We start from the raw sequence: 24,844 nt of genomic DNA, 5'->3' as shown, positions 1-24,844 counted from the left end.
CGCGTTAAAAAGACTATTGGAGAATGTATATGCAATGTAAATTTGAGATAAAGCTCATGACAGCGGCAGCGGCGCTAGCATTTTCGAGCACTTTGCTCGCGGCCCCTTTCGCCTACTCTACCAATGAGAAATCGGGGACGATTTCAGTGATTGATACCCAGACTGATAGCGTGGTAGAGACCTTTGATGCAGGCAAGAAGCCTCGTGGTGCCGCCATTACGAAGGATGGTAAATATATTTTTGTGAGCGACCAGAAGCAGAATGCGTTGCTGGTCATTGATCTCAAGACCAAGAAAGTGACTGACAAGATTGAGCTCGAGGAATCGCCGGAGGGTGTTGGCATTTCGCATGATGGCAAATGGATTGCCGCAGCAAACGAGGAAGACAATAGTGTCGCCGTGATTGATACTGATAGCCATAAGGTGAGCTTTATCATTCCGATGCAAGGCAAGAATCCTGAACATGCCGAATTCAGTCCCGACGGCAAGTGGATGTATGTCAGTGCCGAAGAAGCCAAGTATGTAGATGTCGTTGATGTGGCGAAGCGCTCTTCCATCAAATTGGTTGAAGTCGGCGATCGCCCCCGCGGTATTGGCTTCCTGCCCGATAGTTCACGTGCCTATGTCGCCAATGAGGCCGCAGGTACTGTCTCTGTCTTCGATACCAGCAAGCATGAAGTGATTGCGACTATTCCTGTGGGGCAGAGATCGAATGGGGTGAAGGTATTGCCTAATGGCAAAAAGGTCTATATATCCAATGGAGGGGATGCTAATCTTTCTGTCATCGATACTGCAACCAATAAAGTGATCACTACTATTCCAGTCGGTAAGCGACCATGGAATATGGCGGTGACCCCGGATGGCAAGAAGCTATATGTTGCCAATGGCAAATCAAACTCGGTCACGGTTGTGGATACAGTTGCTGACAAGGCGCTGAAGGAAATTCCAGTGGGTGATACCCCATGGGGTGTATTCATTCATTAGAGATCGTTGACCCTGCCCTGGCACTTGGCAATCACTGTCAAATGCCAGGCTTATAGCTTGGAATTGCCATGAATAACCCTGACAGGTATACCAAGGTGGCTATCATGCTACATTGGCTGATCGCTATCGTTATCCTCTTCCTGTTTGCGCTTGGCTGGTATATGAACGAACTGCCCCGTGGCAGCGGCAAGGTGACCGACATTGATCTATTTGACCTGGGGATATATACCTTTCATCTTACCGAGGCTGCAACGCCGCGAACCTTTTATTTCAATCTGCACAAATCTATCGGTTTTACCGTGTTGCTACTTGTCGCTTTAAGACTGTATTGGCGGCTCATGCATCGGCCTCCAGCTTTGCCAGCGTCGATGAAGCGGTGGGAAAAAGTAGTGGCCCATGGTACCCATCATTTGCTGTACCTGATGATGGTGCTGATGCCACTCACAGGATTACTGACGACGCTTTATAGCAAATATGGCTTGCACTGGTTTTCGGTGCCGGTGCTGCCGGGGTTGGATAACCCTGGATGGCGGGATTTCTTTGTGGATGCGCATGGCTTCTCTGCATCAATACTCATAGTATTAATCGGCTTGCATATTGCCGCTGCACTTAAGCACCAGTTCATTGACAAGGATAACACTTTGAAGCGAATGTCATTTTTTGACTGAGGCGGTAGCAGTATTCCCATATAAAAACACCCTCAGGATATTATCCTGAGGGTGTTGGCTGATGGAGCCCAGAATGATCTGAGCTTGCCTGATCTTTACAGCTTACTGCATACCACCGACATAGCGCTTTACCTTGAAATGATGCTTGGGATGAGTCACATAGACAAACTTCTTCCCGGCAAGGCGATCAGCACTGATTCCGCTTGTGTCGATACGGTTCACATTGAAGTGGTGCCTGAAGTGAGGACGATTGTTGCGGGACTGCACCACATCCTTATGAGTAATCACGGCAGAAGACTCCGCAACACGTGCATCGGTAGCCAGGCGGTTAGGATTGATGGCCGCTGCGGCCAGCACCTGATGATCGAACAATGCTGCATTATGCTCTTCTGCCTGAGCAACAGCGCCCCAGGAAGCAGCAAGTACCAAACCTAACATTGCAACTGTCTTTTTCATGATGATCTTCTCCTGAATAATGAATTAATTAATATTGTGTCTTGCAATGGTTCACATCTTACTAGTCATAGACAAACAGAAAAACATATTGTTCCCTGATCAATACTTCGGGAAAATCGAAGTGACGAAGGTCGATGTTGAAAGTAAGGATTCTCTAGAAAGCAAAAAGGATGCTGCAATTGCAGCATCCTTTTTTATTCAGAAATGATGTGAGGAAAGTCTAGAAAATATAGGTGGCGTTGAGGCCCAACAGCCAGTTGCGGCCTGCAGCAGGTTCATAGAAGCGTCTATTACCGTCATTGACACGGATCGAGCCAATGTAGTCCTTGTCGAATATATTTTCTACGCGAACGTACTCACTGAAGCGCCAGTTCTGTAGTTTTTGCTGGAAGCCTGCGCGGATATTGAAAAGCGTATATGAACGGGCAGAGTCGCTGTTTTGGTCGTCAGTGTACACCTTGCTATTGTGCCGAGCTTCAAAGGCAGTGTTGAAGCCGCTAGCTTGATGTTTCCACGCAATTTCACCATAAATTTGGGATCGATAAGTTCCTGGGATGTAATTGCCTGACTGAACTGTATTGATGGTAGTGTTCCCAAAGCGAGTTACAGGATAAGAGTAGGTGTCATCAAATTTTGCGCGTAGCAAGGTGTAAGAGCCAAATAGCGAAATATTGTTAGCGAGTTTGGAGTCAATTGATAATTCAACACCATTGCGCTTAGTTTTGCTAGCATTCATATAGGTGACATTATTGTTTAGGTTTTGCTGTACTACAATTTCATCATCAGTACGTACATTGAACAAAGTTAGATTAGCAACAGTATTGCTGCCGATAAATGCCTTTGTACCAACTTCGAAGTTGCGACTTTCGCTAGGCTTTAAGCCTAAGTTCGGGCCAGTAACTGCAGGGGTAACGGTGGCATAAGCTGCTTCAGCAAAAGTGGGAGTTTCGAAGCCCTTGCCATAATTTGCATAGATATTCCAGATTGGAGAAACTTTCCAAACCACGCCATAAACGGGCGTAGTTTTTTCATAAGTGACGCTGCCATCGTTGGTGCCACGATGATCGTCAACTTCCAGTTTGACCTTGGTGCGGCGAGCGCCAAAATGCAAATTTAGGCTATCTAATACCGACCATTGTGCCTGGATATATTGATCGGAATTGGTGGCAATATTTTCTTCATCTCGATTCAATGTGCCTGTTTTAATACCATTTACCGCCTCAATATCTAAGCGATCATCATTCATCTTGCCGTATGTCAGGCCTAGACTGATGGAGTAAGGACGACTTATTAATTCGCCCTTATTATTCCAACGCAGGTCGGCTCCCCAGAACTCACGATCAATAGAGCTTGCGCGACCATTACCATTGACTTGGCTGATAGAGAGGTATTGTTCGTTTCTGCGGGTGCCAACATAAGAAATCAGGTTGATGGAATTATTGTCGTTGATTTTATGTTCAAGATTGAAGCCGACCTGAGTCTGGCTACGAGATACACGCGTGTCTGCGCGATATGCGCTGGGGGCGGCTTGGTTATGATCAGCACGAACTTCAGCTCGGGTTAATCCAAGAGGATCATCTGCCTTCTGATCAAACCAATTGATCAATGTGGTGAGTTTGGTGTCTTCACTTAAGTTGAAACTGAACTTGGCTGTACCCTGTTCTTTCTTGTTACGACTATGATCGCGATAGCCGTCGGAGGAGTAGTTGCTGTAGTTGATCAGGTACTCCAGTCCATCCGCAGTACCAGCTGCGCGCGCATTTTCTCGATGTGTGTTGTAACTGCCGAATAATACTCCCGCTGATAACTCATGGCCTGCAGGCGCATTTTCTGTCAGCAATTGCACAACGCCGCCGGAGGAGTTGCCATAAAGTGCCGAGAAGGGGCCTCGCATGACTTCAATGCCCTGCATGACACCCAAGTCCACGCTGCCTGGTTGGCCACTGCCATCCGGGAAGCTTAAAGGGATGCCGTCGACATATAAGCGTACACCGCGTACGCCAAATGCAGAGCGGGCTCCAAAACCGCGCGTGGAAATCTGCGGATCCTGTGCCATTTGCGTGCGGTTTTGTGCTGTGATGCCCGGAACGCGGATCAGGCTTTCGGACAAGGTCATCTGCGGCAGGCCATTCTGGATGTTTTCCTTATCGACCAGGTCAATGGCGACAGGCAGATCAAAGCTTCTTTGTGCCGCGCGGGTGGCTGTGACTACCACCGGGGAAACGATTTGAAGGCCGCCTTGAGAGGATGGCATGCTGTCTTCTGCAAAGGCTGCATTGCCGAAGCATGTGCTCACTACAGCGAGTGGAATGAGTTTGAAATGAAATCTGGAATGATGCATGGTGACTCCCCAATGATACTTTTCGATTGTTTTATAAGTCTGGCGAGCTTAGGTGAAAGTTATTGTCTTGACTATCAAGATAATCATGAATTTATCGTTGAACCTTCACCATTCAGGAAGTCATGCAACACTTTTTCGCTAGGCAAGTGAGCAAGAAGTCCACGCTGACGGATGGTAAGACTGGCGCTGGCACAGCCATGCCGCAAGGCAGTGTTGACGCAGTCGCCACGTAACAGGCTTGCGAGCAAGGCACTGGCAAAGGCGTCGCCTGCCCCGATCGTATCAACGGTTGGGGTGATAAAGCCTGTGTGTGTGTAGGTATTGCCGTTTTCCAATAAGGCAATTGCGCCCTTGCAGCCTAGGGTGAGAATGATGGACTTTCCTGCAAAGCGCTGGTTGAATCGTATGACGCGCAGCCAAGTGAGTGCTGCTTCGCATGAGGCGAAATGCTCGGGCATGCCATTCAGCCATGCTTGTGCCTCGGTTTGATTCAGGATGAATACGTCGGTGAGCGCGAGTAATTCGGGGGAGATATCTCGATAGGGAGATGGGTTGAGCACTGTCATGCGGCCGGCCGAATGTGCGATCTTGAAGGCAGCCAATATGGCGGAATCAGGCAATTCAAAGGGAGCGTAGACGAGGCTGGCCCGCTGGATGGAGGTTGCGTGGGGCTGGACGTGATTTTCTCCAAGCAAGGCGTTGGCCCCGGGGTGAACGATGATTTGATTTTGCCCTTGTTCATCGATGAGTGCGACGCCGTGACCATTGTATTCGGCGGTGATGGGTGCAGCGATATGGTCGAGTGCCCATTGCGACAATACCTCAAGGTGCTGCTGTCGTGATGATGGGGTTCGGCCACAAGGCAGTATGCCGTCCACGGGGATCCCAAGCTTGTGCAGTCCGATCAGGACATTTAGTCCCTTGCCACCGGTTTCGCAGTAGAAGCCATCTGCCTGAAATGATTCGCCTGGTGCCGGGAAGCGCCGCACGAAATAGATATGCGCGATCATGAGGCTGGCAAGTATGTAGGCATGCGAGGTGGTGGGTGTGAAGCTTGCCAGCATGCGCGCTCAGCCTTTCATCTTGACGCGGTAGGCATAGGCGTCGCCACGGAATGTGCCCTCCACGTATTCTAGCAGGATGCCATCTTGCGAATAGCTGCGGCGCTTGATCAACAGACAAGGCTGAGGTGTGCTGAAACCGAATGCCTGATTTTCTACCGCATTGGAAAGCACGGCTTCTACGGTTTGCTCACACCAGTCAAGGCGATGCCGGCATTGTTGGTTGATGGTGTGATAGACGGATCCCTGCAAGTCTGCTGAAGCGAGTTCTGGCAAATGGTGCAGGTTATACCACGCAACTTCGTGGGATAGGGGTTTCTCGTCTCCGCAGCGAATGCGCTCCAGCTTGAGGAGGGGCGTGTTGGAGTTGAGGCCGAACATGGAGGCGAGGCCACGGTCATTGACGATGGAGCGGTTCAGAATGCGGGTGGACGGTGTCATGCCCAACTCGCGCATCTCATCGGTGAAGCCGCGCAGCTTGAACATGTGGGTGTCAAGCCGTCCAGGGGTGAGGACGGTGGTACCGCCCTTGCGATTACTGGTGATGAGCTTGCGGTTGCGCAGTTCCATATAGCTGCGCTTGATTGTGATTTTGCTGACTCCTAGCGCTTCCGAGAAAGCAGCCTCGGTTGGCAATTGCGTGCCTGGCTTGAGCTCCTGCTGCAATATCAGGGATTCAAGCTGCTGATACAGTTGTGCATAGAGTGGGATAGGTGAGTGCTTATCCAATCTGATCAGGTTGGTGATGGGCGGAACATTGTCTTTGAGTGGGCGTAATGATGACACACATTGGATCCATAAAAATTCAATGGCATATTAACTTCCACTGCGACGATCGTTCAACAGGAATATATTTCAGGACGGCATATTAAGATATATCTATAACTATAAAAGTATAATAATATTGGCTTTCTTATCTTCAATCAGGGAGGTTTAGCATGGCCAAAATAACATTGGACTTCAACGAGCTGGGGAGCAGATTGGGTGGGTGGCGTTTTAAAAGCCGGACGGCTGCTGAGTATAAGGCGGCGGGAAGTAATTACCGTACCTACAAGCCCACAGTATCGACCCCAATAGGAGGTGGGCTGCAATTATTCACCAAACTGGATCATATTCGTGGCGGAGCAAAAGATGACCATTGCCAACTCGAGATGCAATTTGACAGCCAGGGCACGCTGGTAAATTGGCGTACTCAGGTTCAAATACAGGGCAATCCCCAGTTCGACACCGGCCTAGTGACTGAAGCGGCCAGCATATTCGGTCAGGAGTACGGTGCTATCGCCAATGTGGCGAGCAAGATACTGAACAGTGTCTCCAATTTCATCGGACAACTCGGGGAGCATGGCGGGCGTGCCGCATTTCCCTCGGTGATCCAGATGAATTTCAATCACATCGTCGAAAGCGTCCGCCGCGAGTTCGAGGTGAGCGGGGCGATTGGTGAAAAGTATGCCGCCCTGGGAGGGGTGCAAAGTTTTCTTGGCAGGGCATTGACCGATGAACTCGGCACTCCGGATGGGAACGGGCGTTATCACCACTTTGAGGGCGGATCCATTTATTGGACTTCTAAGACAGGAGCGTGGTCGGTACGCGGCGTGATTCGCAATCAATGGGCTACTCTAGGCTGGGAGCGCAGCAAGCTCGGATACCCGATTTCAGATGAAGAGCCGCGCAAGGGCGGCGGCCGCCAGAGCAGGTTTCAAGGCGGTGTGGTTAACTGGACCCGGGCGAGGGGAGCATGGGTGCAATACGCCTTGCTGTCTCATCACGTACAGAAAATGAAGCTGCAAAAGGGAATGAAAATCGACTTGAGTGAACATCTGCATCTGCAGAAGTTCAACTAGTTCAAGAGGCGCGCTATCCCTGCATGGGATGGCGTGCCTACAACATGCCTTCCATTACTTGAACCTCGACTTCTGACCCCCCGGGAAGGTCGCCTACTTGGTCACCCAGCACAATAAAGCAGTTGGCTTCAGACATGGAGCGCAGGATGCCAGAGCCTTGGTTGCCAGTGGGGCGTACTTGCCATGTGCCTGATGGGTCGGCAAACAGGATGCCGCGCTGGAACTCCGTACGTCCTGCCAGCTTGCGAATGGGTTCGACACATCGAACTTTCAGCAATGGCAGCATTGGGACCGGGTTTTGCCCCATCAGGTATAATAAGGCATCGCGAACAAATTGGTAAAAGGTGACCATGACGGAGACAGGATTGCCTGGCAGGCCGAAATAATGTGCTTCCCCAACCTTTCCATAGGCCAGTGGTCGGCCGGGTTTCATGGCAATTTTCCAAAATACGACTTGGCCTAGTTTTTCCAATAGCTGCTTCATAAAGTCGGCTTCGCCAACGGAAACACCGCCGCTGGTCAGAATCACATCCGCTTGGGAAGATGCCTGGATCAACATGTCCTCCAATGCCTGCGGGGCATCGGGAACCACGCCCATGTCCATGATTTCGACGTTCCCCAGACTTTCCAGCATGCCGTATAGGGTGTATCGGTTGCTATCATATATTTGCCCTTCACCCAATGGTTTGCCTATGCTGACCAATTCGTCGCCGGTTGAGAAGAAGGCTACCTTTAGTTTTCGGTACACCAGTACTTCGCCAATACCTAATGATGCGATCAGGCCAATATCCGCGGGACGGAGTTTGCGCCCAGTTTGCAGCACGATTTGGCCAACCTTGAGATCTTCGCCTGCATACCGCACATTCGCCAATGGCTTCGGCGCTTCAAGCATGGTCATGATGCCATCGGCTATCTGGGTGCGCTCCTGCATAATGACGGTATCCGTACCTTCAGGCATGACTGCTCCAGTCATGATGCGGACACATTCGCCGGATTTCACGGTGGCAGAAAATGGCCTGCCTGCATATGCAGTACCAATGATTCTCAAGGATCCTGCATTGATGTCGCGGCTGTGGAGGGCGAATCCATCCATGGCCGAATTGTCATGGCTAGGAACATTCAATGGTGAAATGACATCGGATGCGAGGATGCGCCCACGGGCGGCTTTCAGGGGCAATGTCTCGGTGGAGCTGACCGGACTGAGGAATTGACGGATGAATTTTCTTGCCTGCTCTACTGGCAGGGAGTCAGGGTCATAATCACCTTGGCAGCTAATGAGCTGGTTGAATGAGGATTGCATGGTCATGATGTCCGGTCTTCCATCCAGTGAGTAATAAAATCGGCCATCGCCTCAGGGTTGTTCAAGTCCAGCGTCGGCACGGCCAGACCTGTGACAGGGCCATCAGCGGCTACGGCGATGATATGGCGGTCTTCTGGTGCCAGCAGCGGGTAGCCAAGGCTGGGGCGGTGAATCTCGATCTTGTCGATGTCTGCCTGTTTGAAACCCTCGACCAGCACGAGGTCAACGACATCGGGATCGAGCTGGGAAAGCAGCTCTGGCAGGTTGGCCGGCTCATTTTGTTGAGTAGGGATGCGCTGGCGTTCGGTCATCAATGCCCAGCGGATATCCGAAGCTACCAATGTCTGCACGGCCCCAGCTTCGCGCAGGCGATAACTATCTTTGCCCGGTTTGTCCACATCGAATTTGTGGTGTGCGTGCTTGATTACAGAAATGCGCAAGCCACGGGCAGTCAACACCGGGATCAGGCGGGTAAGTAGCGTTGTTTTTCCCGAACCGCTGCCATAGGCACAAAAGCCTAAAACAGGGCGAGGGAATACCAGGGTGTTCATGCTGCCTGCTCCAATATCCGCAATTCTTCCGGAGTATTGATATTGGTAAAGGCTGGCGCCTGGTCTGTGAAAGAGACTTCGATGCTGTCGAGTTCTGCAATCCACTCTGTCATCTTGCGTTCACCTCGCTCCAGAAACAACTCCAGCTTTGGAAGCAAAGCCTTGCGGCATAAGCTGAAGACAGGATGGGCTTGTGTGCCGGTTTTTGCAATAGCGATATCCGCATCCCGCTCAATCAATGCATTGATCAGGCGCTTTGCCAGGTTGGACGGCAGAAGTGGTGAGTCGCATGGTACGGTAAGGATGTAAGGGTGCTGCGCATGCTGCATTCCCGCATGCAAGCCGGCCAGTGGACCAGCAAAGCCGCTGATTTCATCTTGGATGACGGGGTAGCCCATCTGGCGATAGCGCTCGATCTCGCGGTTGGCATTGATCATTAACTCATCCACTTGCGGGGCAAGGCGATGTAGTACATGCGCGACCATGGGCCGGCCATGGAATTCAAGCAGGCCTTTGTTTGCGCCACCCATGCGTGTGCCTTTTCCACCAGCAAGTACGATACCTGTAATACTCATATGATTTTGTCGGCTATTGAATGACTCATCAGCAATGCCAATAGCCCTGATGATGAAATGTAAAATTTTACTTTAATTTTTATTGTTGCTACAGCGTGGTGTCATCATGCAGCCCGGTGTGGTCAGCCGCCAGTCTGTGACATGAAGCGGATGACAGAAGGCGCCTGACGACGCAGGTCAAAGTCATGGCCCTTGGGTTTGATTTGCATGGAGGCAATAATGGCCTCTCTTAGGGGCTGGTCATCGTGGGGGTGATCGCGCAGCAAGGGCATGAGATCGACCTTGTTTTCCTGTCCCAGGCAAAGATAGAGTTCACCCTTGCAGGTAATGCGCACGCGGTTGCATGCCTCGCAGAAATTGTGACTGTGTGGCGAGATGAAGCCTACGCGGGTATTGGTATGTGCAACTCGCCAGTAGCGGGCCGGACCGCCCGTCGTTTCGGTGCTGCTGATCAGTGGGAAGTGGGCTTGCAGTAATGTGAGCGTTGCCTGGTTGCTGACATAAGTGTCGCCCCTGCTATGATCAACCTCGCCCAGCGGCATTTCCTCGATGAAAGCGATATCCAAGGAGTGCTGGATTGCAAACTCGAGCAGGGGTATCGCTTCGGTATCATTGATACCGCGCATGAGGACCGTATTGAGCTTGATATGGGTGAACCCCGCATCCTTGGCTGCCTGAATGCCACGCAGCACCTTGTCGAGGTCGCCTACGCGGGTGATCTTGCGAAAACGCTCAGGGTCAAGGCTATCCATGCTGATATTGATGCGACTAAGCCCGGCCTTTTTCAGGTCGTGGGCGTAACGCTCAAGCTGCGAGCCATTGGTGGTCATTGTCAATTCACGCAGCCCGGGTAGGCGACCCACTTCTTGAAAAAGGGTCAACGCGTTTTTGCGTACCAGGGGTTCGCCACCGGTAATGCGCACCTTGCTGACACCTAGTGTGACAAAGGTGCGTACGAGGCGGGCGCATTCCTCTAAGGACAGCACGTCTTCACGTGGCAGGAAAACCATGTCATCACCCATACAGTAGACACAGCGGAAGTCGCATCGGTCCGTAATCGATAGACGTATATAATCCACCCGGCGACCAAACTGGTCGATCAACTCGGGAGTGTAGGCGGAGCTGGGCATTGGACGGCTATTCAGGCCTGGCATGGATGCGATAAGATGTGGGGATTGTAAGTCCTTCGGTCAATACTAACAATCTATCGTCAAGATAATGTCTATACGACCTTGGAAAGAGGTGAAAATTCCATATGAGCGCAATCAGTATCAAGATCCGCCTGCCATATCAGCATTTGGTTGCGATCGGCCCAGGAAAGGCTGATTTATTGGAAGCCATAGACAAAAGTGGCTCGATATCTGCAGGTGCGCGGGCTATGGGAATGTCCTACAAGCGTGCCTGGGATCTAGTGGATGCCATGAATAAAAGTTTTCGCGAGCCGCTGGTCGCAACAGCGACGGGCGGGAGCCATGGTGGTGGTGCGAAGGTCACGCCATTCGGACATGATGTGCTGGCACGCTATCGTGCGATGGAGGCCAAGGCCAGCAGCTGTATCGCTCAGGATGCAGAGGCATTGGCGTCTTTGCTACAACCGCTTTAATATTGCCCGGTATCTTTAATCTTCCGCTGACGAACTGGGGCGGCGCATGAAGAGCCTAAAGCTTTCGCGCCTGTCCAAGGCACGGTTGCCAGACCATATCAGCTGCCAGTCATCACCGGGAGTCAGGGTGACGTGTCGGCTGTCTTCCTGCACCAGGTAAAGATCGCAGGCCGGGTGATGGCTGCGGGGAGCGCGCTGTGGCTGGATGGTCAAGCCGGTATAGTAGTCAAGTAAAGCGGTCTGTGCAGCGCCTACGCCATAGCTGTTGATACATGCATATTGCGCGGGCATAGCTTCATTGAGCGCTTCAAAGACATGCTTGTAGCCGCGTGCGTTGTCTATCCAGGGCAGCCAGAGTGTCATCAATAACCCCCATGCCATTGTCATGCCGACGGCCCAGTTGGTCAGCGCACCGCGATTGGAACGTTGGCTGTTTGAAACCACAAACAGCCAGATAATAGTGACGGTCAGGGCTGCAGCCAGGGCTAGAATGTTCAGGTGCGCTTCCTGGGTGGCCGCTAGGAATTGCATGCGTTCGGCAATCTTGGCGGGCACGCCTGTCAGCATGGCAAACCAGCCGAGCCAGATCAGCGCCCCCAGCAGGCCGAATAATAGCAAGCCAAACCAGTCCAGTGCGCCAGCAGCCCCGCGCTTCAATGTTTCGATACTTCCTCCCGCCAGGGCGGCTAACGGTAGCAAGATGGGCAGGATATGGATCTCGCGGCGCTCGAACGCGACACCGATAATGATGATGCTGACTACAAAAAAGACCAGCAACAACTGCATTTTGGGTTTGATGAAGAGTACGGCGCGGTAACGCCACGCACCCCATGCGGCAATGGGCAGCGCTGGCCAGGAATACCAGAGCAGTGTGCGCAGGATATAAGGGTAAGTGACCGTCCCTGAGCCGGAGAGGCTGTTGTGCCACCAGGTGTGGAATTGCATTGGGTCAGTGCTGTATAGCAGCCAAGGCCAGATGGAAAGCCACGGGCTGGCAACCAGCAGGCTTAGTGCAGCGACAACGGCAAAACTCTTGCTGCGCCATTGACTGAACAGAATGGGCAGCAGCAGCATGGTGGCGATAGGGATGAGCGCACTAGCCAGCCCCGTCGCAAGAAAACTGATTCCTATGCCTGATCCTAGCAGTGCCGATGCCCTGATCGGACGACGCTTAGCAAGTGCCAAGGCATACAATGTCATTGACAGCCCGGCCAGAGAGGCGACTTGTGGCATCAGCAGGTGCGAAGAGGCCACGAGGCCAATCGAGGCAATGAAGACAAAGGTAATCTGCCGGCCAATGCCAACGCCCCAGAGTTCGCGCCCCAGCATGCCGACCATGAGCAGGGTGATGGCCATCCAGACGCTGTTGATCAGCCTGGCAGCGTCATGCAAAGGAAGAATGGTCGACAATAGTTTGCCAGACCCTGCGGCGCTCCAGTAATACAGTGGAGGGTATTCTATCGACTGCTGTCCTGCGGCGATCGGAGCCAGCAATCCTTTGCCTTCCGTCATGTTCTTGACGATGCTGATAGTCTGCGCCTCGTCCGGTTTCCAGGGTTCGTGTCCGATCAGTCCGAGAAATATCCATGCAATGCAGAGCAGGATCAGCAGGTGCGTCTTGGCGCGCTCGCCAACGCGTGCGCGAGGAGTTGCCAAGTGTGCCTGCCAATCGTGCTCAAGCTCGAATGCCATGTATATCCTTTAGTATTTTTGTTGATACCTGCCCATTTTAATCACGGGGTCATCGTATGGAAAACAAAAAAGGCAGCCCAGGCTGCCTTTTTCCGCAACATGTGATTTTTGGATTACATGCCGTATTTCTGACGGAATTTTTCAACACGACCAGCAGTGTCGAGAATCTTCTGCTTGCCTGTGTAGAATGGATGAGACTGGGAGGACACTTCAATCTTCACCAATGGGTATTCCTTGCCGTCTGTCCATTTGATGGTTTCTTTTGCGGCAATGGTGGAGCGTGTCAGGAAGCTGAAATCAGCACCGATGTCTTGGAATACAACTTCGCGGTATTCTGGATGAATGCCAGGTTTCATAATGTTTTACCTCTATATGCCGGTTTGTGCGGCGGGCCAGTGTATGGGTCCCTGCCTAGCAGGGAAGTCGCGCATTATATCAATGCTTATCAATAAATTGCAACTCGCTCCGAGCGGACTGCAGTGTTAACCCCTACGCATTGAGTCGAAGAAGTCGGCATTATTCTTCGTGGCCTTGAGCTTGTCGAGCAGGAATTCTATGGCCTCGAGATCGTCCATCGGATAAAGCAGCTTGCGCAATACCCATATTTTCTGCAGCACATCTTTTTCAATCAGCAGCTCTTCACGGCGAGTACCGGATTTGTTGACGTTGATGGCTGGATAGATGCGTTTCTCGGCCATGCGGCGGTCAAGGTGCAGTTCGCAGTTGCCGGTACCCTTGAATTCTTCATAGATGACATCGTCCATGCGGGACCCGGTATCAACCAGGGCCGTGCCGATGATGGTGAGCGAACCGCCTTCTTCAATGTTGCGGGCAGCACCGAAGAAACGTTTGGGGCGCTGCAGTGCATTGGCATCCACCCCTCCGGTCAGAACCTTGCCAGAGGCTGGTACTACAGTATTGTAAGCGCGCGCAAGGCGGGTAATGGAGTCGAGCAGGATCACGACATCTTTCTTGTGTTCGACTAGGCGCTTGGCTTTCTCCAACACCATTTCTGCGACTTGCACATGGCGGGTCGCAGGTTCATCGAAGGTGGACGCGACCACCTCGCCTTTTACTGAGCGGGTCATTTCCGTGACTTCTTCTGGCCGCTCGTCGATCATGAGCACGATGAGTACCACATCTGGATGGTTGGCCGTGATGGCATGGGCAATGTGCTGCATCATCACTGTCTTGCCCGACTTGGGCGGCGCTACCAGCAGGGCTCGCTGCCCCTTGCCTATCGGCGCGATCATGTCGATGACGCGGCCTGTGATGTTTTCTTCGCTGCGGATGTCGCGCTCAAGCACCAGCGGCTTGGTGGGGAAAAGGGGCGTCAGGTTTTCGAACAGGATCTTGTGCTTGCTGTTTTCTGGCGCCTCGCCGTTGACGCTGTCCACTTTCACCAGCGCAAAATAGCGTTCTCCATCTTTCGGAGTGCGGATCTCGCCCTGAATCGTGTCTCCAGTATGCAGATTGAAGCGACGGATCTGCGAAGGCGAAACATAGATATCGTCAGGGCCGGCAAGGTAGGAAGTGTCTGGGGAGCGCAGGAAGCCGAACCCGTCCTGCAGGACTTCCAGCGTGCCATCGCCAAAGATGCTGTCGCCTTTCTTGGCCTTGTTCTTCAATATCGCAAAGATCAAGTCCTGTTTGCGTATACGGCTTGCGCCTTCAATCTCATTGGCGATCGCCATTTCGACTAGTTCAGTGACAGGAAGGTGCTTCAGGTCTGATAAATGCATATTTGGAAAGGCTCGTTGAAGATCGGATGTGCTGCAAAACGGGGATTGTTTGAAGGATGACCGCCAGGCTCCTGTGGCGTTCAGACGCTTATAAGCGTTTTGTTTTAGATGGAGCCTGGCGCCAGAGTAGCGCTATTAGATATTGCTGTCAATAAATGCCGTAAGTTGGGATTTTGAAAGTGCGCCAACCTTGGTGGCCTCCACATTACCATCCTTGAATAACATGAGGGTTGGAATGCCACGAATGCCATACTTTGGCGGCGTGTTCTGGTTTTCATCGATATTGAGCTTGGCGATCTTCAGACGGCCAGCATATTCCTTGGCAATTTCGTCCAAGATTGGAGCGATCATCTTGCAAGGACCACACCATTCCGCCCAGTAGTCAACCAGAACAGGCAGCTGGGACTGTAAAACTTCCTGGTCGAAAGTATCGTCGCTGATATGGGTAATATGTTCGCTCATTTGAACCTCTAGTGATGATTTTGGTTATGCTGGGTGACTCTTGTGCACCAGCTGGATTGTGACTATAGCATGCCAAGCAATTCCGCTATCCTAGCGAAAAAAATCCTGCAAGTGAAGTATTGAATGCAGGCATGGATATTGCTGAGCTGCATGGATTTTTGTTATCCGCGCTGCGAATCGCCTCAATGACATATTAGGACAGGGCTTCATCGATGACCAAAAACACGACTGGGAAGTTCCAGTTCCTGGACGAGCCTGGGGAGCATGGCAAGGTTTTTGCCGCTTATGAGCATGTAAAACTGTATAGCGCATTTCAGCCAATTTATAGTTTGTCGCATTGCCGGGTAGTCGGCTACGAAGGGTTGCTGCGCGCCATTGATGGGCGCAGGCAAGTATCGCCTTATCAGATATTTTCCCTGGCCAGGGACGAGGCCAGCATCGTGCATCTGGATCGCCTGTCGCGAGCCCTGCATTTACGTAATTTTTGCAGTATGGGGCGCGAAAGTGCAGACTGGCTATTCCTGAACGTCGATCCCCGCGTGATTGTGCAGGGCAGGCAGTATGGTGCTTTTTTCCGGCAGCTATTGGAAGAGAACGACATGCCGCCTGAACGGGTGGTGGTGGAAATCATGGAGGGCGCGATCGACGACGAGCTGCAGTTGTCCGAGTCTGTCGGTTTCTACAAGGATCTGGGCTGTCTGGTGGCGATCGATGATTTTGGCGCAGGACAGTCCAATTTTGAACGGATATGGCGATTATCGCCTGACATCGTCAAGCTTGATCGCTCAATGATCGTTCAGGCCATGCAAAAGCCGATGGCGCGCCGGTTACTGCCAGGAATCGTGTCTCTGATCCACGAGGCTGGCAGCCTGGTATTGATTGAGGGCATAGAAACCTTGGAAGAGGCCATGGTGGCAATGGAAACGGATGTCGATCTGGTTCAGGGGCATTATTTCGGCATGCCTGCCCATACGCTCAACGAAGCGCAGAGTGAAAACAAGATATTTTCATTGTTTGAGCGGTACCAGGCTTCCTCCGCCTTGGACGCGAGCCAAAAGTGCCTGACATATTACCGCGGCGCCTTCATGCAGGCCGTGGCGCAGCTACAGGCCGGAGCCTTGCCGGAGCTGGCATTCCATAAGTTATTGCTGCTGAACGGGGCCGATCGTTGCTATATGCTGGATCAGCAAGGGGTACAGCTTGGCAGCAGTTACCTGGCTGATCGTGCTGAAATGTCAACGGACCGGCGCTACCGGCCTTTGGCCGATGGGAGTGGTGCCGTCTGGCTGCGCCGTCCTTATCTGCGTCGGGCCTTGCAGAATCCGGGCTCGTTGCAGATGACGCGGCCTTATCTCTCGATCGCGACAGGTAAGCTTTGCGTGACGCTATCCATGGCGATTGTGCTGCATGGCCAGGTCAGCATACTGTGCTTTGACTTCAATTGGGTGGATGAGGGTTTTGGCATAAAGTAGTGCACTCTAGTGATGTTTGTGCACCACTGTAGTGCTTGAGATATGCTCAGCGAGTGTTCATGAGGCGCTGAACTGGAAGTGATCGAACTGATTGGTTCGTTCGATCAACCGAGTAATCATGACACGTTTGTTGCTGCCGTCTTCCAGTATCAGGTCGATGATTCTGGCCGGGCTATAACTGCCTGGAGCGCCGATCAGAGAAGGAGACTGTTTGAGGGTGGCGATCTCTGGCAGCAACAGTAACGGCGTGAGCTGTTCGTCGGTTGATCGCATGCTGACTGGTTTTGCTTCCGGAGCCAGTAGCTGGAGGCCAATATCCAGATGACGATTTTCCGTGTGGCTGCCCCATCGCAGCACGCCGATGGCCCAATGGGTGGCATGACTGATCCTGACGCCCACCAAGTCGCCAATGTGTAGGTGGACTTCTGTTGCGGGCAGTTTGCGCAGGGCCATGCCGCCGGCACTGATGTTGAGCGCCTGCCAGCGCGAGCTGCGCGGTAGCTTGGCAGATGTGTTGTCTGCGACTGGCAATGTCTTCCCGGATAGCGTTGCATGTAATGCCGGTAAGCCGATGATCAGCTCGATGCCGTCATTTTTTGGGGTGCGATTGTAAATGCGTTTTGGAGCAGCTCCCCAGTGCCGGAGCAGGTAGGTCAACAGGTCCTGATAGCGTGGCTGATTTGCGTTTTCGGGTAGGCCCGCTTCCGGTGGGAATGGGCCAAGCTGGCATTGCTTGATGTGCTGGTGGATTTGGCGCGCCAAATCCATGGTCAGCAGAAAGAAATCGTGCTCCTGATCCACTTTCCGTAGACGCTTGCCCAGTGGTACCGGCGGCTTGTCACGGTTGCCTGATACCAAGAAGATGGCAGCGGGATTTTCCATGGGTTCCGGGCGCTGCAGCTGGGCAAGACCGGCAAAGCGCGCAATATAATCGCAGGTGAGTTTGATGTCTTTCTGGGAGAGATGCTGAGGGTCTGCAAGGCTGAGTAGCAGAGCCTGCTTGTAAATGTGGCTGGCGGGTAGCGTTTGATTGCGTACCGGGTCTTCCATCATCGTATCTGCCAAGTTTCGCGTTACGCCCAACAAGTAAAGCTGGTGCAATTCGCTCCAGAGGGAGGGCGCTTGCGCGCGGTAGGTTTCATAATAAATTTCTACCTGGACACGTAAGGCATCCATGGCGCGATGCACGCATAGGGTCAGAAGCTTTGTACCGCCTAGCTTAAATAGCCTGGCTTCGACATCCAGCAGGGCGAGTTTGTAGCCATAAGCGAGCTCGGTCCACAAAATGTTGGCCAGCATGGCATATTGCTTGTCCTGCTCAGGCAGAGGGAGCGGAGCACTGCAGTAATGTGCAGCAAGGGATTCCGTTACCGAGATGATGGCTGGGCGATAGGTTTCCAGTGCTTTGACCCGGGTGTCTGGCGCGACTTTCTGCCGATTGAGGATTTCTAACTCTTCTTGCAGCGCCTGGGAGGTTTCTAATATATTCGTGACTGGGAGTGCATTCAGGAACTTGGTAATTTTTGCAGGTTTGGTTTCTGCAATAATCAGTGGATGGTCCACCAATCCCGGCACGTTCAAATTCAAGAGCATTCCCTAAATCCCCCTTTAAAGTGAGGATGGTAAATAGTCTTGGTGGATTTGTCACTGCCTTGTGGCGCCCGGAGGGCCATGCTGGCGCGGGAGTCGTGCTGATGAGTTGCCTAAATTTCCGTCACCTGGGCTGCATCGATACTATTGCCTTCAGCGTCCAGTATATTGAGCTGATTCTCAGTGGCAAAATGCATCAGCTGGTTGAAGCCTTCGGGGTTGGTGTCCTTCAGCTTCAGATCGACCGCCAGGCAACGCACCCCTTCGATGACACGGGGCTTGAGGTACGGAGAATAGCGAAGTTTGCGATCAGCGCCGAAACTGGCATAAGTACTGCACATTCTGTCCACCCAGTCGCTGGGCCTGAACGGTTTGCCTGCCCGGGTCAAGCCTTGAATGATGATTTCCTTGATACCTGATTTCTCTGTCGTGCCCATGACTTAACCATTGCCTCTATGATCAGTGCATTCTAGCACCCAACCGGCCCGGATAGTTTGGCTGGGTGCTCACTGCCCCGCTGTTAATCGATATATTCGAATACCTTGACCACCTTGCCTACCCCGCTGGTACTGCGGGCGATATCCACGGCATCCTCGGCCTCCTGCCGGGTGACTAGGCCCAACAAGAAGACGGTGGTGGCTTCAGTGACCACTTTGACATAATTTGGCGGGAAGCGGTTTTCTTTCACCATACGTGCCTTGACCTTGGAAGTGATGTAGGTGTCATTGTTTCGCTCACTGAATGTGCTCTTCGGGCCAATGACGATTTCATTGATCACATTGCGGACGTTCTCAACGCCGCGCACTGCTTTCTCAGCAGCTTGCTTGCTTGCTTCATCAACGGCCTCTCCGGTCAGCAGCACATTCCGGTTGTAACTGGTGACACTGATATGGTTTTTGTCACCCAGCTCCTGCGAGATGGCGTGTCTTGCTTTGAGTTCTATATTTTGATCTTCAATGTAGATGCCGGAGGTCCTCCGGTCGGCGGCCATGGCACCGCCAGCAGCTGCTCCTCCAATCACTGCAGGCACGCATGCTGCCAGCTGTGTGGAAAGGGACACCGCCAGAAGCAGGGGAGCCAGGGTGGAGAGGGTAAGTGCGCGCATATCAATTCACTCCTAACAAAAGACAATCAATCGCATCGCAAATGCAATGCAGGGTCAACATATAAACTTCCTGAATTCTGGCGGGGTGCTCATGCGGCACCCCGATATGGATGTCTTCTTCGGTGAGAAGTTCCACTAGCTCGCCGCCGTCACCACCGCTAAACGCGATGATGTACATTCCCGCATCCTTGGCGGCGGAGATCGCGCGCAGGATGTTTTTGGAGCTGCCACTGGTGCTGAGTGCAAGCAGCACATCGCCTTGATGGCCTAGCGCGGTAATCTGGCGTGAAAACACCTGTTCAAAATGATTGTCGTTGGCAATTGAGGTCAGGGTCGAGATATCTGCCGGCAAGGCGATGGCGGCCAGTCCTGGGCGCTCCTGTTCGTAACGATTGAGCATGCGTGACGCAAAATATTGCGCGTTGGAGGCTGAGCCGCCATTGCCGCAAGTCAGAACTTTTTTCTCATTGAGTAGCGCCTGAACGATGAGTTCGGCCGAGTTGGCGATGGGTGCAGCCAATAGTTCTGCGAGCTCCAACTTGAGGCGTCCACTTTCTTCAAAATGGGCAGTAATTCGATGGTGAAGATCAGTCATATTGTCGTAAGGTCAGTAGGGGCAAGGCGGTCAGGCGCTAAATGCATCCTGAATCCATTCGATTCCGTCTGCGTCACGCTTGCTCAGCAAAATGGCATCGAAGCGGCATGGGGCGCTGCCATGTCGCTGCAGGAAGTGCTCGGCGGTCAGGATCAGCTTTTGCCGCTTGGCAGCATGAATGCTGGCAGCCGCGCCACCGAACGTAGCATGGCTCCGCATGCGGACTTCGACGAATACAATGGTTGCGCCTTGTTTCATCACCAGGTCTATTTCACCGAAGCGACAACGATAATTGCGGGCAATCACCACTAAACCTTGCTTGATAAGGTAGCGCTCTGCAAGGGCTTCTGCATCATCCCCCAGTTGTTTCAAGGCGTGGTTTCCAGCACGATCCCTTGAGCACTGAAATGTCCGCTGGCGAGTTCTCGGGTAATTATGCCATCGGCGGAGATGCTGATTTTGCCAGTCAGGCCTTGCAGGGTATGCGCTTGCTGCGGGTGTTTGCTGATGTGGTCCAGGATATGGTAGGCATCTGCCCCGAGCGCAAACCAGCGTTGCATTTCCCCGGGAGGCAAAGCGGAGGCTGCAGGCCGCAAGTCTGAAAATGCAGGGGCGTCAGGTTCGAACAGCCAAGGCATATCCACGAAGCGCACTGCATTGAGGGAGGCGTTGTCTGGATCCTGTGGAATGCCTGCGTATATATGCGAAGTTGCGAATGTAGGGGTTGCAGTGTCGAGGTAAGGACGTATGGCCCTGCCCTCTTCATAGTTTGCCGCCAGGAAAATCAGGTCGGAAGGGTTGGATGCGATGTTGGCTTGCAGTTCAGCCGGGTCGCTATTTTCGTCAAATGTCAGCTGCTGAGTGATACGTCCGCCAGCGTCGCTCCACGCGCTACTGAATGCTTGCGCCATGCGTTCAGCTAAATGATTGGCGCCGGCCGCGATGGTCGCGGTTTGCATGCCCAATTGTTGTGCCATCCTGACAAGCTGGGCAATTTCTACCTCAAGGGACAAGCCAAAGATATATAGGTTGGGGGTGTTTCCTGGAATGTTGTCCGGCTGATTGAGCGCCAGTGTGGGAGTGCTGAGTGCCTGCTGCTGACTCAGGCGTGTGACCTCGTCCCTCGTCAGCGGCCCCAGTACCATTTGCATGCCGTCATCGGCCGCACGCTGGTATGTCGCAACAATGTTTGCGGGGTTGCCGTCGGTGGCATAGAGTGTGAGCTCGCGTTGATCTCCTGCCAGGGACTGGGCTGCAGCAAATCCCTGTTCGATTGCATCCGCAACGGGATAGTAGGTCTCTACCGCAAATGGAAGCATGATGCCGATCTTGCCATCGGCGCTAGTGGCTGCCCCCATGGTGGCTGGGATGGGTGCTGGGGCTTCCAGGTGGCTGGAAAGCAGTGCTTGGCTGAAACCATTGCTTGCAGGATGACCAGGGTAGACATCCGACCAATTCCTGAGCGCATTTCCGCCGGGCTCCTGGGCTGCCAGTGCCAGATCGATCCAGCCTTGGATATCCGTGTCTGGACTTTCACCTCGGATGCTGATCAGGTCTTCCCGGTTCAAGCGGTTTAGGATGTCCCAGATTCTGTTGTGGTTTTCTGCACGTTCCTGTTCGTCATCCATGAAGCGCTCTGCCGCTACGCGCTGCTCCAGCGCACGCAGAGGATCGGCCTCTTGCTCATAGGCGAGTGCGAGGCTTGCGTGTAAACTTGCGGCTGCTTCGCGGGTGAGCGAGGTGTTGACTTGCAAAGGCAGCAGCAATTGGAAGGCAGTGTCGGAATCCCGTTGTGCCGCCGCAAGATTGCCAGCCAGGAGTTTTGCATAAGGAGACTGGCTGGGGATTCGGTTGAGCGCCAGGGTCGCACAAGCGATATCCTGGGCCTGCAGGCAGGCCATGCCTTCTTTGAACCGCGCTTCGGGGGTAGTATCAGTTGCGGTGGCTGCCATGGCCTGTCCTGGCAGCAATACCCATGTGAAATACAGGAGGACGAAGAGTCGTTGGATCATAGCGGAACATTATATGTGGTAGCCACCCCAATTGGAAACCTACAGGACATCAGTTTGCGCGCGTTGGAGGTGCTCAAGGCAGTTGATGTGGTGGCGGCGGAGGATACGCGCCACACGTCCGGCCTGTTATCGCATTTTGCCATTCAGAAAAAACTGGTGGCCGTGCATGAGCACAATGAGCGCAAGGCGGGTGAGCAATTGATCCAGCGCTTGTTGGCCGGTGGATCTGTTGCACTGGTGAGCGATGCTGGCACGCCCGGCATCAGCGATCCAGGCGCTTTGGTCGTTGGAATGGCGCATGAAGCAGGTGTCAGGGTCGTGCCCGTGCCGGGGGCTTCTGCGGTCATTGCTGCGATCTGTGCTGCTGGAATTGTAACGCCCGGTTTCCAGTTTCATGGTTTTCTCCCTGCCAGCGGTAGCCAGCGCCGTTTGGCCCTGCAGGCCCTGACGGATGTGGCAGTTACCCTGGTATTCTATGAGGCTCCGCACCGGGTGCTCGATAGTGTCGCAGACATGGCGGCTGTGCTGGGACCATCGCGGATGCTGACGATTGCGCGTGAGCTGACCAAGACCTTTGAAACCATCCACCGGCTGCCCTTGCTGGAGGCTAGAGCGTGGCTGGAGCAGGATGCCAACCGCCAGCGCGGTGAATTCGTGCTGCTGGTGGAGCCTGCACCGGCAAGGGAGGTTGAGCCGGTTGATGCAGAGTCGCAGCGAATATTGGCGCTGCTGCTGGATGAATTGCCTTTGAAGCAGGCGGTCAAGCTAGCGACGGAAATCACCGGTGCCAAGAAGAATGCACTTTATGAGCTGGCGCTTAGCCTCAAGCAATCCTGAATTCATGAGTATGTATTGAATAGAGAGCTTCATGACGACTACCATTACTATCACGCGCCCCGATGATTGGCACCTTCATTTGCGCGATGGCGCAGCCTTGTCTGCAGTGCTGCCAGATTCGGCAAGGCGCTTTGGGCGGGCGATTGTCATGCCCAACCTGCGTCCGCCGGTGACGACCACGGCATTGGCGTATGCATATCGTGAGCGCATTATGCAGGCAATGCCTGCTGGGTCAGGATTTGAGCCATTGATGACCTTGTACCTCACTGACAATACCAGTGCAGAAGAGATTGACCGCGCCAAGGCTAGCGGTATTGTGCATGGCGTGAAGCTTTATCCTGCCGGGGCGACCACCAATTCCGACTCGGGGGTGACTAACATCGGGCATTGCGTCAAGGCGCTCGAGGCGATGGAAAAGCACGGGATTCCCCTGCTGGTGCATGCGGAAGTGACTGATGTCGATGTGGATGTGTTTGACCGCGAGCGGGTGTTCATCGAGCGCAATATGGTCCCGCTGCTGGAACGATTCCAGGGGTTGCGGGTGGTGTTTGAGCACATTACCACCAAGGATGCGGCCAACTTCGTCGCTGGGGCACCGGAGAACGTCGCTGCCACCATCACGGCGCACCACCTGCTCATGAACCGCAATGCCATGTTCAACGGGGGTATCCGACCGCATCATTATTGCCTGCCCGTGCTCAAGCGTGAGGAGCATCGACTTGCCTTGGTCGCGGCGGCGACCTCCGGCAATCCAAAGTTCTTTCTGGGCACCGATAGCGCGCCGCATGCGAAGTCCGCCAAAGAGGCGGCTTGTGGCTGTGCCGGCATGTATACCGCACATGCCGGAATTGAACTGTATACCGAGGTGTTTGATGCAGCTGGCTCGCTTGACAGGCTGGAGGCATTTGCAAGCTTCCATGGGCCGGATTTTTACCGTCTGCCGCGCAATACGGACAAGATCACTCTTGAAAAAACTGCGTGGGAAGTGCCTGCAAGCTTGCCGTTTGCCGGGGATGAGCTGGTTCCGCTGAGAGCTGGCAGCCATATTTCCTGGAGATTAAAAGACTAAAAATAACAAGGCCCACAACAGTGGACCTTGTTGGAAAATCGCCTCGTATTGAGCGGAATGAATTGTTTTATTGAATAGCCTTCGCTTTTCTCCTGCGCCCCGAATAGGCTAGCATTCCCATACCCAGCCCCATCAGTGCATAACTTGATGGTTCAGGTACGGCTGCCACTACAGTGCGAGTGAATGTGCAGTCATGGCAGGTGGTTGCCAGATCATAGGAGAACATTCTAGGGGCAATTACCCAGCCATCATCATCTAACCGCAAATTGCCGTACTCATCATAATCATCTGCTGTGTAACCATAGAATTGTAAAGCGAGTCCTTCACGAGGAGATTCGTAAGTGCCTGCTGCTACTGGGCCATGGCTAGGGGTGAGTAAACCAAAGGTGAAGTCTAGACTTTCACTTGGTGCAAGGGGCAAGTCCAGGTCGAATAAATGATCACCAGCCAGTGTACGAGTAGTAAAGCTGAAATCATATGGAGGGCCATCATCACAATGGGTAGTAAATGTGCCTCCTCCACAGGCGCGCCAAGCGCCTATCCCCATATAATCAATATTGACAAATTGGATGCTGGCAAGCTCTTGATCCCAGTGGTGAGGTAGCTGCGCATTTACAAAATCAAGCCATGCATTTGGATCGGCACCGTTAATGTTCAGTGTATCTGAGTCATCATTCAGGGTCAGTCGCATGTTCACTATTACACTGTCAGTGCTGCTGATGGTGTCGTGCGGCTCTAGATAGTAAAGTGTGCCTTTCAGTTCGGCGTGACTCGTTAACGAGAAGAGGCTGCTTATCGCGATAGCTGCCAGATAGTGCATTGTTTTCATAGTTGAGCTCCCTTATTTTTAAGAATATTTAAACTACTTTTCGACCATATACCTAAATTC

General features: G+C 53.0%; 26 protein-coding genes. 7 read left to right on the top strand and 19 right to left on the bottom strand.

Going from position 1 to position 24,844, the window contains the following annotated elements; all coding sequences use genetic code 11:
• Positions 1–29: 29 nt before the first annotated feature.
• Both MFLA_RS11770 and MFLA_RS11765 read left to right on the top strand, forming a co-directional pair.
• Positions 30–983 carry a beta-propeller fold lactonase family protein gene (locus MFLA_RS11770; protein WP_011480525.1) on the top strand — a complete coding sequence of 318 codons (954 nt, stop codon included), beginning with the start codon at positions 30–32 and terminating at the stop codon, positions 981–983.
• A 68-nt stretch (positions 984–1,051) separates the two neighbouring features.
• Complete coding sequence (locus MFLA_RS11765) at positions 1,052–1,651, top strand: cytochrome b (protein WP_048811722.1); 600 nt, start codon at positions 1,052–1,054, stop codon at positions 1,649–1,651.
• 102 nt (positions 1,652–1,753) lie between these two features.
• On the opposite strand, the gene MFLA_RS11760 is transcribed toward MFLA_RS11765, so the two are convergent.
• From MFLA_RS11760 to MFLA_RS11745, 4 genes are all read right to left on the bottom strand, one after another.
• Positions 1,754–2,107, bottom strand: a complete 354-nt coding sequence (locus tag MFLA_RS11760) for a hypothetical protein (RefSeq protein WP_011480523.1) — start codon at positions 2,105–2,107, stop codon at positions 1,754–1,756.
• A gap of 220 nt (positions 2,108–2,327) precedes the next feature.
• Positions 2,328–4,448 (bottom strand): TonB-dependent receptor family protein, encoded by a 2,121-nt coding sequence (locus MFLA_RS11755; RefSeq protein WP_011480522.1) that lies wholly within the window; start codon positions 4,446–4,448, stop codon positions 2,328–2,330.
• Between the two features lie 83 nt (positions 4,449–4,531).
• Entirely contained in the window at positions 4,532–5,512 is a 981-nt protein-coding gene (locus MFLA_RS11750) for a PfkB family carbohydrate kinase (protein ID WP_011480521.1), read from the bottom strand.
• Positions 5,513–5,518: 6 nt separating this feature from the next.
• On the bottom strand, positions 5,519–6,295 hold the full coding sequence (locus MFLA_RS11745) for a GntR family transcriptional regulator (protein ID WP_011480520.1): 777 nt from the start codon (positions 6,293–6,295) through the stop codon (positions 5,519–5,521).
• Between the two features lie 152 nt (positions 6,296–6,447).
• Between MFLA_RS11745 and MFLA_RS14950 the strand changes: the two genes are divergently transcribed.
• Positions 6,448–7,350 (top strand): LGFP repeat-containing protein, encoded by a 903-nt coding sequence (locus MFLA_RS14950; protein ID WP_011480519.1) that lies wholly within the window; start codon positions 6,448–6,450, stop codon positions 7,348–7,350.
• A gap of 37 nt (positions 7,351–7,387) precedes the next feature.
• Here MFLA_RS14950 and glp read toward each other — a convergent pair whose 3' ends face one another.
• The 4 genes from glp to moaA all read right to left on the bottom strand — a co-directional run bounded on the left by glp (position 7,388) and on the right by moaA (position 10,906).
• Positions 7,388–8,656, bottom strand: a complete 1,269-nt coding sequence (gene glp, locus MFLA_RS11735) for a molybdopterin molybdotransferase MoeA (protein ID WP_011480518.1) — start codon at positions 8,654–8,656, stop codon at positions 7,388–7,390.
• Entirely contained in the window at positions 8,653–9,201 is a 549-nt protein-coding gene (gene mobB / locus MFLA_RS11730) for a molybdopterin-guanine dinucleotide biosynthesis protein B (RefSeq protein ID WP_011480517.1), read from the bottom strand. The genes glp and mobB overlap by 4 nt, the downstream gene beginning before the upstream one ends.
• The gene (mobA, locus tag MFLA_RS11725) at positions 9,198–9,776 is read right to left on the bottom strand and encodes a molybdenum cofactor guanylyltransferase MobA (RefSeq protein ID WP_011480516.1); all 579 of its coding nucleotides are present in this window, start codon (positions 9,774–9,776) and stop codon (positions 9,198–9,200) included. The genes mobB and mobA overlap by 4 nt, the downstream gene beginning before the upstream one ends.
• 122 nt (positions 9,777–9,898) lie before the next feature.
• Positions 9,899–10,906: a GTP 3',8-cyclase MoaA gene (gene moaA / locus MFLA_RS11720; protein WP_048811721.1), complete on the bottom strand. Its 1,008-nt coding sequence runs from the start codon at positions 10,904–10,906 to the stop codon at positions 9,899–9,901.
• A 125-nt stretch (positions 10,907–11,031) separates the two neighbouring features.
• On the opposite strand from moaA, the gene MFLA_RS11715 reads away from it, so the two are divergent.
• A complete protein-coding gene (locus tag MFLA_RS11715; protein WP_011480514.1) occupies positions 11,032–11,379 on the top strand; it encodes a winged helix-turn-helix domain-containing protein in 348 nt (115 codons plus the stop codon).
• A 15-nt stretch (positions 11,380–11,394) separates the two neighbouring features.
• Here the strand turns inward: MFLA_RS11715 and MFLA_RS11710 are convergent, their stop codons facing one another.
• The 4 genes from MFLA_RS11710 to trxA form a co-directional block, all read right to left on the bottom strand.
• Entirely contained in the window at positions 11,395–13,071 is a 1,677-nt protein-coding gene (locus MFLA_RS11710) for an ArnT family glycosyltransferase (RefSeq protein WP_011480513.1), read from the bottom strand.
• A 113-nt stretch (positions 13,072–13,184) separates the two neighbouring features.
• Positions 13,185–13,427, bottom strand: coding sequence for a type B 50S ribosomal protein L31 (locus MFLA_RS11705; RefSeq protein ID WP_011480512.1), 243 nt, complete (start codon positions 13,425–13,427; stop codon positions 13,185–13,187).
• 126 nt (positions 13,428–13,553) lie between these two features.
• A complete protein-coding gene (gene rho / locus MFLA_RS11700) occupies positions 13,554–14,813 on the bottom strand; it encodes a transcription termination factor Rho (protein WP_011480511.1) in 1,260 nt (419 codons plus the stop codon).
• A gap of 135 nt (positions 14,814–14,948) precedes the next feature.
• Positions 14,949–15,275: a thioredoxin TrxA gene (gene trxA / locus MFLA_RS11695; protein WP_011480510.1), complete on the bottom strand. Its 327-nt coding sequence runs from the start codon at positions 15,273–15,275 to the stop codon at positions 14,949–14,951.
• A 212-nt stretch (positions 15,276–15,487) separates the two neighbouring features.
• Here trxA and MFLA_RS11690 point away from each other — a divergent pair, with 212 nt between their 5' ends.
• Positions 15,488–16,747, top strand: a complete 1,260-nt coding sequence (locus MFLA_RS11690; RefSeq protein ID WP_011480509.1) for a sensor domain-containing phosphodiesterase — start codon at positions 15,488–15,490, stop codon at positions 16,745–16,747.
• Positions 16,748–16,804: 57 nt separating this feature from the next.
• Here the strand turns inward: MFLA_RS11690 and MFLA_RS11685 are convergent, their stop codons facing one another.
• From MFLA_RS11685 to MFLA_RS11660, 6 genes are all read right to left on the bottom strand, one after another.
• Positions 16,805–18,340 carry a hypothetical protein gene (locus MFLA_RS11685; RefSeq protein ID WP_011480508.1) on the bottom strand — a complete coding sequence of 512 codons (1,536 nt, stop codon included), beginning with the start codon at positions 18,338–18,340 and terminating at the stop codon, positions 16,805–16,807.
• A 110-nt stretch (positions 18,341–18,450) separates the two neighbouring features.
• Positions 18,451–18,774: a DUF3579 domain-containing protein gene (locus MFLA_RS11680; RefSeq protein WP_011480507.1), complete on the bottom strand. Its 324-nt coding sequence runs from the start codon at positions 18,772–18,774 to the stop codon at positions 18,451–18,453.
• 83 nt (positions 18,775–18,857) lie between these two features.
• Positions 18,858–19,442, bottom strand: coding sequence for a BON domain-containing protein (locus MFLA_RS11675; protein WP_011480506.1), 585 nt, complete (start codon positions 19,440–19,442; stop codon positions 18,858–18,860).
• A 1-nt stretch (position 19,443) separates the two neighbouring features.
• Complete coding sequence (locus MFLA_RS11670; RefSeq protein ID WP_011480505.1) at positions 19,444–20,037, bottom strand: phosphoheptose isomerase; 594 nt, start codon at positions 20,035–20,037, stop codon at positions 19,444–19,446.
• 30 nt (positions 20,038–20,067) lie between these two features.
• A complete protein-coding gene (locus MFLA_RS11665) occupies positions 20,068–20,409 on the bottom strand; it encodes a YraN family protein (protein ID WP_011480504.1) in 342 nt (113 codons plus the stop codon).
• A complete protein-coding gene (locus MFLA_RS11660; RefSeq protein ID WP_048811720.1) occupies positions 20,406–21,989 on the bottom strand; it encodes a penicillin-binding protein activator in 1,584 nt (527 codons plus the stop codon). Before MFLA_RS11660 ends, MFLA_RS11665 begins: the two co-directional genes overlap by 4 nt.
• 51 nt (positions 21,990–22,040) lie before the next feature.
• Here MFLA_RS11660 and rsmI point away from each other — a divergent pair, with 51 nt between their 5' ends.
• Together rsmI and pyrC are read left to right on the top strand one after the other, a co-directional pair.
• Positions 22,041–22,886: a 16S rRNA (cytidine(1402)-2'-O)-methyltransferase gene (gene rsmI, locus MFLA_RS11655; protein ID WP_011480502.1), complete on the top strand. Its 846-nt coding sequence runs from the start codon at positions 22,041–22,043 to the stop codon at positions 22,884–22,886.
• Positions 22,887–22,917: 31 nt separating this feature from the next.
• Positions 22,918–23,955, top strand: a complete 1,038-nt coding sequence (gene pyrC, locus MFLA_RS11650) for a dihydroorotase (RefSeq protein WP_011480501.1) — start codon at positions 22,918–22,920, stop codon at positions 23,953–23,955.
• A 67-nt stretch (positions 23,956–24,022) separates the two neighbouring features.
• Here the strand turns inward: pyrC and MFLA_RS11645 are convergent, their stop codons facing one another.
• Entirely contained in the window at positions 24,023–24,784 is a 762-nt protein-coding gene (locus tag MFLA_RS11645; RefSeq protein WP_011480500.1) for a PEP-CTERM sorting domain-containing protein, read from the bottom strand.
• Positions 24,785–24,844: the final 60 nt, after the last annotated feature.

The organism is Methylobacillus flagellatus KT (assembly GCF_000013705.1).
Classification (GTDB): domain Bacteria; phylum Pseudomonadota; class Gammaproteobacteria; order Burkholderiales; family Methylophilaceae; genus Methylobacillus; species Methylobacillus flagellatus.
Note: the sequence above shows the minus strand (reverse complement) of the source record. Positions and strands in the feature narration are given on the sequence as shown.

Excerpts from the sequence above, each read along its gene's own strand:
- MFLA_RS11770 (WP_011480525.1), top strand. The coding sequence starts at position 30 with ATGCAATGTAAATTTGAGATAAAGCTCATGACAGCGGCAGCGGCGCTA.
- MFLA_RS11765 (WP_048811722.1), top strand. The coding sequence starts at position 1,052 with ATGAATAACCCTGACAGGTATACCAAGGTGGCTATCATGCTACATTGG.
- MFLA_RS11760 (WP_011480523.1), bottom strand. The coding sequence starts at position 2,107 with ATGAAAAAGACAGTTGCAATGTTAGGTTTGGTACTTGCTGCTTCCTGG.
- MFLA_RS11755 (WP_011480522.1), bottom strand. The coding sequence starts at position 4,448 with ATGCATCATTCCAGATTTCATTTCAAACTCATTCCACTCGCTGTAGTG.
- MFLA_RS11750 (WP_011480521.1), bottom strand. The coding sequence starts at position 5,512 with ATGCTGGCAAGCTTCACACCCACCACCTCGCATGCCTACATACTTGCC.
- MFLA_RS14950 (WP_011480519.1), top strand. The coding sequence starts at position 6,448 with ATGGCCAAAATAACATTGGACTTCAACGAGCTGGGGAGCAGATTGGGT.
- glp (WP_011480518.1), bottom strand. The coding sequence starts at position 8,656 with ATGACCATGCAATCCTCATTCAACCAGCTCATTAGCTGCCAAGGTGAT.
- mobB (WP_011480517.1), bottom strand. The coding sequence starts at position 9,201 with ATGAACACCCTGGTATTCCCTCGCCCTGTTTTAGGCTTTTGTGCCTAT.
- mobA (WP_011480516.1), bottom strand. The coding sequence starts at position 9,776 with ATGAGTATTACAGGTATCGTACTTGCTGGTGGAAAAGGCACACGCATG.
- moaA (WP_048811721.1), bottom strand. The coding sequence starts at position 10,906 with ATGCCCAGCTCCGCCTACACTCCCGAGTTGATCGACCAGTTTGGTCGC.
- MFLA_RS11715 (WP_011480514.1), top strand. The coding sequence starts at position 11,032 with ATGAGCGCAATCAGTATCAAGATCCGCCTGCCATATCAGCATTTGGTT.
- MFLA_RS11710 (WP_011480513.1), bottom strand. The coding sequence starts at position 13,071 with ATGGCATTCGAGCTTGAGCACGATTGGCAGGCACACTTGGCAACTCCT.
- MFLA_RS11705 (WP_011480512.1), bottom strand. The coding sequence starts at position 13,427 with ATGAAACCTGGCATTCATCCAGAATACCGCGAAGTTGTATTCCAAGAC.
- rho (WP_011480511.1), bottom strand. The coding sequence starts at position 14,813 with ATGCATTTATCAGACCTGAAGCACCTTCCTGTCACTGAACTAGTCGAA.
- trxA (WP_011480510.1), bottom strand. The coding sequence starts at position 15,275 with ATGAGCGAACATATTACCCATATCAGCGACGATACTTTCGACCAGGAA.
- MFLA_RS11690 (WP_011480509.1), top strand. The coding sequence starts at position 15,488 with ATGACCAAAAACACGACTGGGAAGTTCCAGTTCCTGGACGAGCCTGGG.
- MFLA_RS11685 (WP_011480508.1), bottom strand. The coding sequence starts at position 18,340 with ATGCTCTTGAATTTGAACGTGCCGGGATTGGTGGACCATCCACTGATT.
- MFLA_RS11680 (WP_011480507.1), bottom strand. The coding sequence starts at position 18,774 with ATGGGCACGACAGAGAAATCAGGTATCAAGGAAATCATCATTCAAGGC.
- MFLA_RS11675 (WP_011480506.1), bottom strand. The coding sequence starts at position 19,442 with ATGCGCGCACTTACCCTCTCCACCCTGGCTCCCCTGCTTCTGGCGGTG.
- MFLA_RS11670 (WP_011480505.1), bottom strand. The coding sequence starts at position 20,037 with ATGACTGATCTTCACCATCGAATTACTGCCCATTTTGAAGAAAGTGGA.
- MFLA_RS11660 (WP_048811720.1), bottom strand. The coding sequence starts at position 21,989 with ATGGCAGCCACCGCAACTGATACTACCCCCGAAGCGCGGTTCAAAGAA.
- pyrC (WP_011480501.1), top strand. The coding sequence starts at position 22,918 with ATGACGACTACCATTACTATCACGCGCCCCGATGATTGGCACCTTCAT.
- MFLA_RS11645 (WP_011480500.1), bottom strand. The coding sequence starts at position 24,784 with ATGAAAACAATGCACTATCTGGCAGCTATCGCGATAAGCAGCCTCTTC.